The organism is Phocaeicola salanitronis DSM 18170 (genome assembly GCF_000190575.1).
GTDB classification, from domain to species: domain Bacteria; phylum Bacteroidota; class Bacteroidia; order Bacteroidales; family Bacteroidaceae; genus Phocaeicola; species Phocaeicola salanitronis.
Map to the genome: position 1 here is coordinate 3,287,859 of NC_015164.1, position 15,150 is coordinate 3,303,008.

Consider the following 15,150-nt stretch of genomic DNA (forward strand, 5'->3'; position numbering starts at 1 on the left):
AACAAGTAAAATCAAATCATCATGTATTCAACAAGCGTTTTTCGTATTCTGGGGTTGTGCCTGTTAGCCATCCTGTCAGTGCCCATTGCAGCGCAGTATCGCTATCGCAACCCGATTATCAATGCCGATGTACCCGACATGTCAGTATGCCGTGCTGGCGACTATTTCTATATGGTCTCCACCACCATGCACCTCATGCCGGGTGCTCCCATCATGCGGTCGGCTGACATGCAGCAGTGGGAGACTATCAGCTATGTGTTCCCTCGCATCGAGGATGGTCCCCGTTATGACCTGTTAGGCGATAGCACTGCCTACGGACAAGGGCAGTGGGCTTCGTCCATCCGCTATCATCAAGGGAAATTTTATGTCTGGTTCAGTGCCAACGGCGCACCGGGACGCGGATTTATCTATACAGCTACCGACCCTGCCGGGCCATGGACTCTATTAAGCCGTCCCCGTCATTTTCACGACGGTTCTTTGTTCTTCGATGATGACGGACGTGTGTATCTGTTTCATGGGACAGGACATCTGACCGAACTTAATGCAGACCTGAGTGATGCCTTGCCCGGTGGCATAGATTGTCAGATTTTCGAGCGTGATGCTGACGAACAAGGTTTATTGGAGGGCAGTTCTGTCATCAAGCACAATGGCAAGTACTATTTGCTGATGATTTCTATGGACTGGAGCATACCGGGACGTCTGCGTCGGGAAGTATGCTACCGAGCCGACTCCATCACCGGTCCTTATGAAAAACGAATCATTCTCGAAACCGAGTTCGGAGGCTATGGAGGCGTGGGACAAGGTTGCATAGTGGAAGGTTCCAAGGGCGAATGGTACGGGCTGATTTTCCAAGACCGTGGCGGCATAGGACGCGTACCTTGCCTGATGCCTTGTGTCTGGACAGAAGACGGATGGCCCATGTTGGGTGATGCTCAAGGGAAAATACCGGATGATCCCTCCTTGCCTTATGCTCCGTTGGATGGCATTTGCGGGTCGGATGATTTCGATTCTTCGAAGCTTTCCCTCTACTGGCAGTGGAACCACAACCCGGTGGATGAGGCTTGGAGTCTTTGCGAACGTCCCGGCTGCCTGCGGTTGCATACCTCACGTGTGGTAGAACACCTGTTTCTGGCTCCCAACACCCTGACACAACGTATGAGCGGTCCTACTTGTACCGGAACTGTCTGCTTGGATGTAACCCACATGAAAGACGGAGATGTTACCGGACTGGCTGCTTTCAACGGCGATAGCGGTGTGCTTTCCATTCTAAAAAACGGCAAGGACCTACAGCTGGTAATGAGTGAACAAAAAGCTATCTTTAGCGAACCGGCTCATGGCATTGCGCACGTCCAGACCGTCGAACATGCTGTCATTCCCCTTTCTCAATCACGCGTTTACTTACGCTTAGCCGGTGATTTCCGTCCCGGTCAGGATTGGGCTTCTTTCTCTTACAGCCTCGATGGGGTAGCATGGAGTTCTATCGGACAACCGGTAAAGATGCAATTCGACTATACCCGCATGTTTATGGGAAGTAAATTCGCCATCTTCAACTATGCTACGAAAGAAACCGGAGGCTATGTGGATGTAGAAAACTTCGATTATTCAGAATAACCGTTACTTATTAATAATCAGTCAAATAAAGTGTGATGTGTCGCATTGGGCAAAGAAAAAGTCACCTGAAACAGGTATGAAGTCACATCAAAAGAAATAATGATGCACATTTCAATAAGACCTACTGGGGGACTTTTTCTACTTTTGTCTAGCGAGATCAATCAGCTATTGCGAATATAATTATTAATAGTGATAAATAAATTAAGTACCATGAGAAGAAACAAAAGCAACGACCGTAAAATTGCCGGACTCTTATCTTTCTGTGTGGGGGTCGGCTGCCTATTGACAGCTTGTTCGCCGAAACAGAGCCTTCCGTCAATAGCTCCCTCTACGGCTATATTCGACCAATTCACCTATACCGGTGAAGACGAATTCTATCAAACCAATCCTTTACCGGACAGCAACTACTTCTACAATCCGATTCTTGCCGGATGGTATTCCGATCCTTCCATCTGTACCAACGGACAAGGAGATTACTTTTTGGTAACATCGACTTTTACCTATTATCCCGGTGTACCTTTGTTCCACAGTCGCGACCTTATCAACTGGAAACAGGTGGGGCATGTGCTCGACCGTCCGTCCCAATTGGTCAATATGGAGGGACAAGATGTAAGTGGAGGTATCTTTGCTCCGGCCATCAGCTACAATCCGCACAACCAGACTTATTATATGGTAACTACCAATGTAGGAGCGGGGAATTTCTTCGTTAAGACCAAAGACCCGTTCGGTTCGTGGTCCGATCCCATCATGTTGCCCGAAGTAGGCGGCATCGACCCTTCGTTCTTTTTCGATGAAGACGGGCGTGCTTATATCGTCAACAACGATGACGCTCCCAACAACAAGCCAGAATATGACGGTCATCGTACCATTCGTGTACAGGAATTTGACCCGGAAACCGACCGCACCATAGGCCCTCGCAAGATATTGGTCAATAAAGGGGCACATCCTGAAGACAATCCGATTTGGATTGAAGGACCACACCTCTATAAAATCAAGGGAAAATACTATCTGATGTCGGCTGAAGGAGGTACCGGTGATTATCACTCGGAAGTGATTTTCCGGGCCGACTCCCCCATGGGTCCCTTCGTACCGTGGAAAGGCAACCCCATCTTAACCCAACGTCATCTGAGCAATCAACGCACCAATCCGATTACCTGTGCTGGTCATGCCGACCTTATCCAAGGACCGGCGGGCGACTGGTGGGCTGTATTTCTGGCTTGCCGCCCCATCAATCATTTGTTTGAAAACTTGGGTCGTGAAACCTTCCTGCTGCCTGTCCGTTGGAGTGAAGACGGCTTCCCTTATCTGACGCAAGGTGATGAAGTGATTCCCCAATTGGTCAAATGCAACCATGCGCAACGGAATGACAGTACGTATTTGTCGGGCAATTTTGAAATAGTGGACAACTTTGATACAGACCGGCTTGATCTGACATGGATGACCCTGCGGGCACCTGTAACCGATCTTTCGCTGACCCAATATCCCGGCTACCTTATGCTTCCGTGTGGCGAGTCTTCCGCAGCCGAGAAGAAAACTCCTTCTCTTGTCTGTCGCCGGATGCAACATCATAAGTTTACTTGCACCACCCGCATGTTGTTCCATCCTTCCAATGAACAGGAAGCAGCCGGACTGTTGCTCTTTAAAAACGAGACCCATTACTATTTCATGGGAGTCAACCGTCACGACAACGGGCTTTACATATCCTTATGGCAAACCGGAGAAGAAGGCAACAGGCTTTTGGCAGAACAGCCTCTGGTCGACCAGACGCAAGCCATTGACTTAAAAGTAGTTTCCACAGGTATGGTCTATGACTTCTATTATGCGGAAACCGAAGGACAATGGAAATCGTTATGTAAGCAAGTAGATGCCCGCTATCTCTCCACAGCTCAGGCCGGAGGATTCACAGGCAGCACAATTGGCTTATATGCAGTTAAACAGAAATAAAAAATAATTATTATTCATTCTTAAATTTAATCGTGTATGAAAACGAAGCTATTGCTTTTGTTAGCCAGCTTTCTTTGGACCGGCATCGCATGGGGACAAAGTCAGCAAGTCAATGGGAAGGTCCTTTCTTCCATTGACAATGAACCAATTATTGGTGCATCCGTTGTAGTGAAAGGAAGTTCGAAAGGTACGATTACCGATCTTGATGGCACATTCCAAATTATGGTTGATGCCGATGCCACATTGGTGATTTCTTATATAGGGTATGTCAAACAGGAAATTCCGCTTAACGGAAAAACATCGTTGTCTGTTATTTTGAAAGAAGACACAGAGATGCTGGATGACGTAATCGTAATCGGTTACGGTAGCATGAAGAAAAGCGACCTCTCTGGGTCAGTAGCTTCTGTAGACAGAGAAAGCTTCATGAAAAAGAATCCCATTAATGTGGCGCAAGGCTTACAAGGAGCTGCCGCAGGTGTAATCGTGACTGGAACAAGTGGAAAGCCTGGTGCAGTGCCTACGGTTCGTGTACGTGGCGTAGCTACCATTAATGGTACTGCAGATCCGCTTTACGTTGTGGACGGAGTACAGGTTGGTACAGATGTCTCTTATTTGAATCCTTCTGATATCGAATCCATGGAAGTGCTGAAAGATGCGTCAGCCACAGCTATTTATGGTTCTGCCGGCGCAAACGGTGTTATCATGATTACGACCAAACAAGGAAGTAAAGGGCGTACTCAATTAGACATATCCGCGAATTGGGGTATACAACAAGCTGCAAATTCATTGGATGTACTGGATGCAGATGGCTTTTCACAAGCCTTGCGTATTGCCCGTAGTGCGGATGGTGGAACACCGAGTGGAAAGATATTCAATGCAGAATATGACGGGCGACGGAAGTCAATAGATTGGCAGGATGAAATGTCACGTATTGCCCTTACCCAGCAGTATAACATCTCCGCATCCGGAGGAAATGAAAATACCCAGTCTTTGATATCAGTCAGTTATTTGGATCAAGACGGTGTTGTAGTCAATTCCAATTATGAACGTATCACGGCCCGTGCCAATGTTACGCACAAGATAAAAGATTTCATTACAATGGGAGGTGATGTCAATTATGTACATGAACGTTCCTACGGTACCGATGGTATGAGTGTCAGCACATCCGGATTGACCTCTACGAATCTACGTTATGCAGCAGCTTTGGTTCCCACCATGGATTATATTGATGATGCGACAGGAGCATACGTAAGTCCGAATATAGTAAATCCCGATGGTACTTTTGGAACTTATCCGCAAGGTGCAGCAGGTAGCCAGGAACATATAAATAAAGACAATGTTTACGCTTTGCAGCAGCAGATAGGAAGCTATACACGTGTAAATCGCGTACGTGCCAATGCCTATCTTGACATTAAACTGTTTAAAGGACTTTCTTTTAGAACGATAGGCTCTTATAGCCATTATGCCAGAGACTATGGCGAATATGGAATACCACACGTGCGCTACAACCAAGTGAATGGAGAATGGAAAGAACTTCGGGGTGTAGGCAATACAGAAGACCGGGATGTATTCATTCTTAATCCGGCAGAGAGCACGAATATGTCTCTTGAAAGTTATTTCACCTATCATTGGAACAATGACAACCACGACCTTACCCTTATGGCCGGTAATACGGTTTCAAAAGGCTTTGGCTCTCATACCTATGTCAGGGCTTACGATTTCCCGACAGACAACATCCGTGATATTTCTCTGACCAATGATCAGACCAGCCGTTGGGCCGATGGCGGATTGGATTTGGAAACACGTGCCATATCATACTATGGACGTGCTACATATAACCTGAAAGGAAGATATATCTTTACTGCAACGGTACGGTATGATGGTTCTTCCAACTTTGGTACAGGCAAACGATGGGATACATTCCCTTCCGCCGCTGTAGCTTGGCGCATTTCGGAAGAAGCTTTCCTGAAAAATAATCCTGTGATAACCAACCTGAAATTGCGTGCAGGCTGGGGACAGACAGGTAATTCAGGCGGTCCTACCAATTTAGCGATTCTCCAACTTAGTACAACTCCTACCTATCTGTTCAATACTCCAGGCGGCGCATCCGGCACATATACTGTCGGTAATGGTATGGCAGCGACCAATGCCATAGACAGCGATTTGCATTGGGAAACCAATGAACAATTCAACGTAGGTATAGACTTAGGCTTGTTCAAAGGACTGAACATCACCATGGACTACTTTGTACGTACGGCAAAGGATTTGCTCATCGAACGTTCTCTTCGTCCCTCATCTGGTTATACATCAGTGTACACGAACTATGGGAAAATCCGTAACAATGGTTTCGAGTTTACTGTTGACTATAAGAAAAACGTGAACCGCGACTTCTCTTTCGGCGTGACTCTCACAGGTTCCACATTAAAGAACAAAATTGTTAAAATGGGAGCGGACATGACAGGACAAGGAGAGACCGTAGGGACTGATATGGGCTGGGAAAACTCCAGTATATGCCGTGAAGGTTATGCTGTAGGCTCTTACTACGGTTATGTAGTGGACGGTATTTTTACAAACCGCTCAGATATCGACGCATTGAATGCGCAGGCACAGGCCAATGGTTATGACGCTTATCAATATACCGGAACAGACGTAGGTGACTATAAATACAGAGACTTGAACGGTGACGGACATATTGATGCATCGGATATGACTATTCTTGGGAACGGTTTTCCTAAATTAAATTACGGACTGAATCTGTCGGCACAGTATAAGAACTTTGATTTCTCCATTTATTTTTACGGGGTGTTAGGCTCAGATATCCTTTCATACTCAGCCATGACCTTATCCACTATGTATAATTCGGATGGTGCAATTAATAACATTCTAAAAGATCGTTTTGCCAATGCATGGTCAGAAGCCAATCCGCATGGAACGGAAACGCGTCTTACGTATATGGATCCTAACTGGAACCGTCGGGTTTCTTCTGCTTGGGTAAAAAGCGGAGATTTCTTGAAAATCAACAACCTGCAAATCGGTTATAACGTCCCGGAGAAAATATTGAGACATGCCAAAATAGATGCAGCCCGCGTATACTTCTCCATTCAGAATCTTTGCACGATTTCAGGATATAACAAATACGGAGACCCTGAGGTAGGAAGTACAGAAAACTTACTTTACAACGGACTTGACGTTGGCCGTTATCCCTATCCGCGCATATATACATTGGGACTGAATGTTAAATTTTAGATTGATGACATAACTATAATTCATAAAGACCATGAAAAGATTAATGAAATATATGAAAGTTTGCGCCGGCCTTCTTCTTATGGCAGGTACCAGTGCGTGTAATCATGATGATTTTCTCACCGTCGACTATTACGATATCATAGATGGTGATATGATGTTCACGTCTATTGAAAATGCTGAATCCGGATTAATCGGTTGCTACGATATGTTTTATCCGAATAGCGATTATTGCGGGGATTGGGGACTGAAACCACAAATAATGTTAGGAGATCACCCTACATTAGATACCCAGGCAACGGCATGGGACCGCAACTACTGTATCCAAGCGTGGACCGCTGATGATAATGATATAAGTAATGGCTGGAATCATGCATATCATGCCATTTCTCGTTGTAATACTTTTATTAAAGGACTAAAAGAAGCCGATTTCGAGGAAAGTGATAAAGTAATGATGATGGCGGAAGCACGTGCCATACGCGCATGGTTCTATATGTTCCTCACCCAGTCATGGGGACGTGTTCCGATGCTTGACGAGGAGGATACTTATGCAACCGCTCCCAATAAGCCCCGCGCAGAGAACGAAGCAGCCATGTGGGACTTTATTATAGCAGACCTTCAGTATGCTGCCGACAACCTGACTTGGGCACCGCGCAATAACGAGGCGGGACGTGTCACGAAAGGAATGGCTACAGCCTATTTGGCCGAAGCCTATATGTGGAAAGCCTATAAACATAGTGCCGATTATGCCACATACGATACATTTGCAACTCCTGATGAATCAGTAGAAACTTCTTCCTATCTGATAGCAGAAGAATTATTGAAATCAATCATCGACAGTGGGCAGTATGAACTGAATCCCTCATTCACTACATTATGGGATCCGGGAGCAGTCTGGACAAAAGAAGCTCTTTGGGAAGTCGTTTACCAGCGTTATGATAATGGCGGCGCATGGGGCGGACAATTTAATTATGACTGTAAACTATTGAACTTTTATTGTGCCTGTCCTGATTTAGGAGGCTGGGGCACGCTCTATCTATCATGGGAATGGTGGATGAGCTATGAAGACGGAGACCGTCGCAGAGACGCTTCCGGCATTACAGCGCCTGTGACAGACTTGATTCAGGAAAAAGGAGAAGTCGGACATATCCGGCAATTATCCGATGGCACTTATGTGTCTACTCATCCCTACTTGCAGCAAGACATTACACATTCCACCTATAAAAGAGATGCAGAAGGCGAAAAAGCTCCGGCTATTTGGTCTTTGAAATGGTGGCGTACGACCCGTGCGGACTGGGGACAACATTACATTTCTCCGCTACAGATATACTACAAACGTTATGCAAATGTACTGTTGGATTATGCCGAATGCCGTTTCCGTAACCATGGAGCAGATGATGCGACAGGATGGGAATACATCGCACAAATCCGCGACCGTGCTTTTGGAAACAGGGAAGTCGGACGTAAGGCTGAACTTACCGCCATTTACTTGCCCTACTATCAAGAACAGTTTAACAATTATTACACAGACAGACCTGCCCCAACTGAATATCCTATTCCTTTCCAAGAAGAAGCTGTAACAGTACCTGATGCACGTACTTACTACACCCAGGTGAAAAATGAAACAGGAATGAACTCACCTGTATGGTTGGTAGCTTTGACAATGGAACGCCGCAAGGAATTCAATGCAGAATTCTGTCTGAAATTTGATTTGCAACGTTCCGGAGTGTTTGAAGATTATATCAATCACGTATATCCTAAGAATGTAGGTTATCCCGATTCTGATCCAGCAGCATTGAATGACTATCATTATTACCGTTCGTGGGATCACAACAACCGCCGGTTATTGTTCCCTATTCCAAACAACGAAATATTGAAGAATGATGCCATTTCAACTGAGGATCAAAATGCCGGATATTAATGGGGAAACTATTAAATAAAACTTCCGGTTCCCAGCCCTCTTCGAAGAAAAGCGGGAACCGGTTGGCCTTCGTTCTGTCCGCCGCACATTACAGGACTGTACTTCATTATACTCAGATTATTTAAAAGGTCATTGTTATTATCTTCTCGCTTCAACGCGGATAGCTTCGTCTGGTGTAAGATTATTAATCTTCCGCTTGTAAGATTATTAATCTTGCAGCCTGAAGATTATTAATCTTACAGCGGATAAAGCTATATGATTGATTTTACCAAATACTTTCCTGCGATTATTGATGAGTTTGCCATCGTTGGCAGGGAAGTTGAGATTAAAAAGAAAGACAAAAAAAGTTTTGGTAAAGTCGAATCCGCTTTCTTGAAAGATAATACAGAGGTATATGACATCTCCTTTCAGGCGGAAAAATCCATCAAAATAAAAATAGAAGTTGATACTCAACTACCTTTAAAGTTTAGAACGGAGCAGAAACTGCTTTTACAGCCTCATTCTTTTATGACGCGTTGTTTCATTCTTCCGGATTTGTTTGCCGGAAAAATGCACGCATTGGTATACAGGGCATGGAAAAACAGAGTGAAAGGGCGTGATTGGTACGATTTCGAATGGTATGTCCGTCATAACGTACCACTTGATTTTAGCCATCTTGCCGAACGTGCACTCCAATTCAACAATGAAGTAATCACTCGCGATGTATTCATATCCCAATTAAAGGATAGACTGACTTCTGCAAACATCAATCAAGTAAAGGCCGATGTTCTTCCTTTTGTCAGGAATCCCAAAGAACTTGACATCTGGTCGACCGATTACTTTGTACAACTGGCGGATATGATTAAGTTTGAATAGCGGATTTATTGGAGTGGCTATCCTTAGTGTCATGCTCTTTCAACAGTTTTTCCCGATACTCCATCGGAGACATCCCGAATTGTTCCTTGAATGCGGTAGAGAAACCGCTCAGCGAAGTGAAACCGACCAGATCGGCTACTTCGGAAATGGCATACCGCTTTTCACCCAACAAGTCAGCAGCTTGTTGCAACCGGATGTTACGGATAAAGTCGCGCGTGGAAAGTCCGGTCAATTTCTTCAGTTTACGCCCCAGGTGCGAACGGTTATAGCCTACTTCGACCGCAATCTGCTCTACACTGATGTCCGGCTCACTCAAATGAGATTTGATAATCCGAATGGCACGTTCCACTAACCGGTCATCAGGAGCCTGCAGGTTGGGCTTTTCCTCGTCTTCCGCCCCCTGTAAGGCAGCAGGAGTGACATTCCGCAGATATTCACGGCTATGTATCAGATTTTCGACTGTATGGCGCAGAATTTTCATATTGAAAGGTTTGGTCAGGTAAGCGTCGGCTCCAGTTTCCAGCCCCTCAATGTTGTCTTCATCGCGCGTCTTGGCAGTAAGCAGAATAATAGGAATATGCCTCTTGTGGAGATTCTGCTTCACCATACGGCATAGTGTCAGGCCATCCATTTCGGGCATCATGACATCACTGATAATAAGGGCAGGCTCCTGCTTGAAAATCACTTCCAACGCTTCTTTTCCATTGCTGCAAGTACCCACATGGTAGTCGGCGGCAAGTTCGCGGCTAATGTAATTGCGTATCTCTTCATCATCTTCCACGACAAGAATGTAATGCTTGACACGGGCATTTACCCGTCCAGCCGGCTGTTTATCCTCTGCAAGAGCTGTCGCAGGCAACTGAACGTATGAATTACTTACCTCGTGAATGGTCTCGTCCGGAAGTGGCAAAGCCGCCATTTCATCTTTATGCAGATGTTCGTTACCGGCAGGGATGCGTACGATGAAACGGCTTCCTTTTTCCCCATCGGGCTTGTTCTCGGCATGAATATGGCCGTGATGCAACTCGACCAGCGAACGGGTAAGATGCAGTCCGATGCCGGTACCTTTGTACGAGTCTTCCGTACTCGCTTGATAGAAACGTTCGAATATCCGTTCCAAGTCCGAAGGGGTAATGCCCTTACCGGTATCGGCAACCACAATCTCTACATAGCGATGCAGCGGTCCGTTCGTAGCGTTGTCTTCGCCATAGGATGCTGAAATTTCTACATGCCCGCCTTCGGGAGTGAACTTAAACGCATTCGAAAGTAGATTGAGAATGACTTTATCAAAGTTGGCGATATCCAACCAGACTTTCATCTCTGTCAGGTCGTTATGACGAAAATCCAACGTAATGTGTTTTTGTGCAGCCACCTCGGCAAACATGTCACATAAATCTCTGATGAATCCTAACAACTCCACTTCCTGATAGGTGAGTTTCATTTGATTCTTCTCGATTTTACGTATATCCATCAATTGATTGATCAGGCGCAAAATACGTTCGGAGTTTCGGTAAATGACGCGGTATATTTTCTGCCGTCCCTCATCCCTGTCATTGTGCATCAGTTGCTGCAAGGGGCTGATGATGAGTGTCATCGGTGTGCGTATCTCGTGCGAGATGTTAATAAAGAAACGTTGCCTGGTCTCGTTGATTTCTTCGCGATGAATATGTTCCAACATTTTTTGCTGGGTACGGTAGTGGTTGCGTAAGAGCAGATAGGCACAGATAAGCGCTGCGATGGCAATCAGCACATAACCTGTTTTAGCCCAAACGGAAGCCCACCAGGCCGGACTGATGTGAATCGTAATCTCCCGGGAATCAGACTCGGTCAGGTAATCTTTCGCTTTGATGCGAAAATGGTAGGTTCCTGCCGGCAAGTCCACAAATGAAATGCGGTTGGCATCGGCAGGCAATTCGTTCCATACCGTATCGTTCATGGCATAGTAGTAAGTAAGCCTGCGGGCTGTATTCAGTTCGACGGTAGAAAACTCAATGCTGAACGAGTTGTCGCGGTAAGACAGATAAAAATCATCGGCTTTGTGCACAGGGACACTGATGACTTCGTGCCTGCCCGAACGGGTTCCCACCCGCACAGGCTGGTCATGCAGATAGAAATCAGTGATACGAAGCTGCCATTTCTTATCTGGGACAATGATATCTTGCGGATTGAAATAAGTGACACCGTTGATACCCCCGAACCAGAGAGAACCGTCCTTACTGCGGAAAACGGCATTCTTGCAGAATTCATTGCCTTGAAGCCCGTCGTGAACCGTATAATTGACAAAGCGCCGTTGGGGCAGGAAGAAGCGTGACAATCCCCGGTTAGTACTTATCCAAAGGCAATCACGGCCATCGAACAAAATACCATAGACCGAATTATGCGGCAAACCATTGGCTGTGGTATAAGTGGTCTGTTCCTGCTTCTTCCGGTTCCAACAAATAAGTCCGTCCGAAGTGCCCACCCAAAGATTGCCTTCCCGATCTTCGCAAAGCGTGTAGATAATATGCGTCCCAAGCGTAAAAGAGACATTCAGGTCCTCTGTTTTTAAATCCACGCAGTAAAGCCCGTTATAGGTTCCTACATAGAGGCAGTTGTCCGTAGCCGAGTAAAGCAGACTACACGCCCAGTCATTGGTGATTTTCCCCTCCAGTTGAGGATAATTACGCAGTTTCCGGTTGCGCAGGTCATAACAAAACAGACTTCCGCCCATGGTGGCTATCCATACCCGCTTGTCGCCATCCTCGGCAAAAGCATAAACATTGCGTACTGCCTCCCACTTCTTATTTCCCGGTTCCCGCAAATAGGTGCAACGTCCGCTTTGGGTATCCAGAAAGGCTGCGCCATTCACAAATGAACCTAACCAAAGATTGTGTTCGGAATCTTCATAGATGCTCATGAGAATAGGGGGGACAGAATGGGGCGTATTATTCGGAACATAATGCCGTCCCTGCTTGCCAGACTGTGTAAGTGCATAGAGGCCATCGTTATCCGTTCCTACGTACATTGTCCCATCACTGCTCTGATAAAGTGAAGTCACACAATGGGATCCGATCAGATTCCGGCTGACAGACTTGTAACCCAAGTATTTGAATCCGTTAGGGTGGGTAGGAATCATCATCACCCCTTTCTGATAAATGGCCAGCCAGTAATTTCCGGTACGGTCTTGAAACATGAAATGCACTTTTGCCCGATGGGAGTCAATCCGGTCATCTTCTATCAGAAAGTCGGACAGCTGGTTGCCTTGAATGTCGAGTTGCTTTAATCCTTCCCCGTCCGTGCATATGTATAAGGTGTTCTGATCTGTACAGTAGATAGAACGTACCGATAACTTTTCGTCTGACAAATAAGAGAGGGAAACAAAGGTGTCCTGTTTTTTGTCATAACGGAACAAACCGTTACGCGGGCTTCCTCCATAGATGTTGCCCCATTTGTCTTCACATAGGGTCAAAATGGCGAAAGCGTGCTGGCCTTCATCGTAATGCCTTACCTGATTATCCGGTGACACCCGGTATATGCCGTCGCCTTCCTTGACCAGCCACAGATTGCCTGATTTATCTTCAAGGGCATATTCTAACATCTCGGTAGGTACGCCTGCGGGCAATTTAGCCCATTGTATATGGAGTTCACCATCGGGTGTGATGTCCAGTTTGACCAAACGATTACCGGTCGCCCATATTTCCCCGTTCTTCCGCTGTAAGATATGAGTAATGAAGCTTGTGAATGGGGCTCCGCTTTCATCAGTAGCCAATCGGGAGAACGTATCTGTCGCTTCATCATACAATTGCAAGCCGGCATAGGTTCCTACAATCAGCCTTCCTTTGTCATCTTCGAATATAACTTTCACATAGTTGTGTGCCAACGAATGCTCATTGCCCGGTTCATGGCGGTAGACCGTGAATTTGACACCATCATAACGGTTGAGCCCGTCTTCCGTGGCAATCCATATCATGTTGTTGTGATCCTGATAGATAAAATTAATCAGGCTGCTTGACAATTCCTCATCGGTCGTAAACAGACGGTGCGACTGAGCAAAGGAAGCGACCAGACTACTTAAAAGAAAAAGTAGGGTTAACACGATGTTTTTCATTCTGTTATCATTTAAGGTGCTTACTTAATAAAAATTATCCAAGCACAAAAATAATGAAAATACAGGAATCAGTCTCTATAATTTCTCTCTAATTTCAAGTTTCCGAGAACAGCTAAAGCATTTGCTGTCTCCATATCCCGACAAAAGGCAATGCACGTGCAACTTCTTCCTGTGGCAACCGGCAGGAGACATCAGTTTCCGGCAAGCAAAGCTGCAAAAAAACGCTTCGGGAATGAGGATAAAAAAGACAGCATATATACTGCATCAATGGTACGATTAGTAATCGTAATGCTGCACGATTAGTAATCGTCATGCTGTACGATTAGTAATCGTACCACCAACGCAGCTATATCTATCGTGTGAGTCTGTCTAAAAGATATAGGTTCTGACTTCTTTTAACTCCCGACTCACCTCCATAGTCAACGGTTAATCGGCTATTATTGGATTCCGTTCTCACGCAATTTCAATTGCCAATCCCATGCCGAACGCAGGGTAGCCTCCAACGAAGTTTCGGCTTTCCAGCCTAATTCCTGGTTTGCGTAAGTCGGGTCTGCCCATACCTGTTCGATGTCTCCGGCACGGCGCTTGCCTATCTGATAATTCAGCTTCACTCCTGTAGAAGCCTCGAAGGCATGAATCAGTTCCAAAACCGAAACACCTTTTCCGGTACCGATGTTAAATACTTCTACCTTGTCTTTTTGCTTGTTGTCCAGAATACGGTGCATAGCTGTTACGTGAGCCTTCGCCAAGTCTACTACATAAATGTAATCACGGATACAAGAGCCGTCGGGCGTATTGTAGTCATCACCGAAGACGGTCAGCTTCTCGCGGATACCGATAGCGGTCTGGGTCAGGTAAGGAATCAGGTTCTGCGGAACACCATTGGGCAATTCACCGATAAGGGCTGTCGGGTGTGCACCAATCGGGTTGAAGTAGCGCAACAGGATGGCATGGATGGGAGAACCGGAAGCAATCGTGTCACGAATGATTTCCTCGTTGATTTGTTTGGTGTTGCCATAAGGAGATTCAGCTTTCTTGATAGGAGCTTCTTCTGTAACAGGAAGTTTGTCCGGCTGTCCGTATACCGTGCAAGAAGAAGAGAAAATAATACCTTCTACATTATATTTCGGCATCAGTTCCAACAGATTGATGAGCGATACGATGTTGTTGCGATAATACAATAAAGGCTTCTGAACCGATTCGCCTACCGCTTTGCTTGCTGCAAAATGGATAATACCTTTGATACCCGGATATTTGGCAAATACAGCTTCCAATTTTGCATAATCCAAACAATCCACTTCCTCAAATGCCGGGCGGATTCCTGTAATTTTTTCGATATTATCCACCACATCAGCACGTGAATTTGATAGATTGTCTACGATTACTACATCATACCCATTGTTTTGGAGTTCGACTACGGTGTGCGAGCCTATGTATCCCGTACCACCTGTAACTAAAATTCTTTCTTTCATTTTTATAAGGTATTAAT

General features: G+C 45.7%; 6 protein-coding genes and 1 pseudogene. 5 read left to right on the forward strand and 2 right to left on the reverse strand.

The features are described from left to right. Nucleotides 1-21 precede the first annotated feature (21 nt). From BACSA_RS14105 to BACSA_RS14125, 5 genes and pseudogenes are all read left to right on the forward strand, one after another. Nucleotides 22-1,611: a glycoside hydrolase family 43 protein gene (locus BACSA_RS14105; protein ID WP_013618710.1), complete on the forward strand. Its 1,590-nt coding sequence runs from the start codon at nt 22-24 to the stop codon at nt 1,609-1,611. 210 nt (nt 1,612-1,821) lie between these two features. Next, nucleotides 1,822-3,555 carry a glycoside hydrolase family 43 protein gene (locus tag BACSA_RS14110; protein WP_013618711.1) on the forward strand — a complete coding sequence of 578 codons (1,734 nt, stop codon included), beginning with the start codon at nt 1,822-1,824 and terminating at the stop codon, nt 3,553-3,555. A 36-nt stretch (nt 3,556-3,591) separates the two neighbouring features. Then, nucleotides 3,592-6,801, forward strand: a complete 3,210-nt coding sequence (locus tag BACSA_RS14115; protein ID WP_013618712.1) for a SusC/RagA family TonB-linked outer membrane protein — start codon at nt 3,592-3,594, stop codon at nt 6,799-6,801. 31 nt (nt 6,802-6,832) lie between these two features. After that, complete coding sequence (locus BACSA_RS14120) at nt 6,833-8,719, forward strand: RagB/SusD family nutrient uptake outer membrane protein (RefSeq protein ID WP_013618713.1); 1,887 nt, start codon at nt 6,833-6,835, stop codon at nt 8,717-8,719. A gap of 261 nt (nt 8,720-8,980) precedes the next feature. Then, nucleotides 8,981-9,574 (forward strand): annotated as a pseudogene (locus BACSA_RS14125) (nucleotidyl transferase AbiEii/AbiGii toxin family protein); the annotation flags it as partial. Here BACSA_RS14125 and BACSA_RS14130 read toward each other — a convergent pair. Both BACSA_RS14130 and galE read right to left on the reverse strand, forming a co-directional pair. Continuing rightward, nucleotides 9,561-13,661 carry a hybrid sensor histidine kinase/response regulator transcription factor gene (locus tag BACSA_RS14130; protein WP_013618715.1) on the reverse strand — a complete coding sequence of 1,367 codons (4,101 nt, stop codon included), beginning with the start codon at nt 13,659-13,661 and terminating at the stop codon, nt 9,561-9,563. The pseudogene BACSA_RS14125 and the gene BACSA_RS14130 overlap by 14 nt on opposite strands. Before the next feature lie 437 nt (nt 13,662-14,098). Continuing rightward, on the reverse strand, nt 14,099-15,133 hold the full coding sequence (gene galE, locus BACSA_RS14135) for a UDP-glucose 4-epimerase GalE (protein WP_013618716.1): 1,035 nt from the start codon (nt 15,131-15,133) through the stop codon (nt 14,099-14,101). Between the last annotated feature and the right edge of the window lie 17 nt (nt 15,134-15,150).

Coding starts and splice junctions, on each gene's coding strand:
- BACSA_RS14105 (WP_013618710.1), top strand. CDS start 22: ATGTATTCAACAAGCGTTTTTCGTATTCTGGGGTTGTGCCTGTTAGCC.
- BACSA_RS14110 (WP_013618711.1), top strand. CDS start 1,822: ATGAGAAGAAACAAAAGCAACGACCGTAAAATTGCCGGACTCTTATCT.
- BACSA_RS14115 (WP_013618712.1), top strand. CDS start 3,592: ATGAAAACGAAGCTATTGCTTTTGTTAGCCAGCTTTCTTTGGACCGGC.
- BACSA_RS14120 (WP_013618713.1), top strand. CDS start 6,833: ATGAAAAGATTAATGAAATATATGAAAGTTTGCGCCGGCCTTCTTCTT.
- BACSA_RS14130 (WP_013618715.1), bottom strand. CDS start 13,661: ATGAAAAACATCGTGTTAACCCTACTTTTTCTTTTAAGTAGTCTGGTC.
- galE (WP_013618716.1), bottom strand. CDS start 15,133: ATGAAAGAAAGAATTTTAGTTACAGGTGGTACGGGATACATAGGCTCG.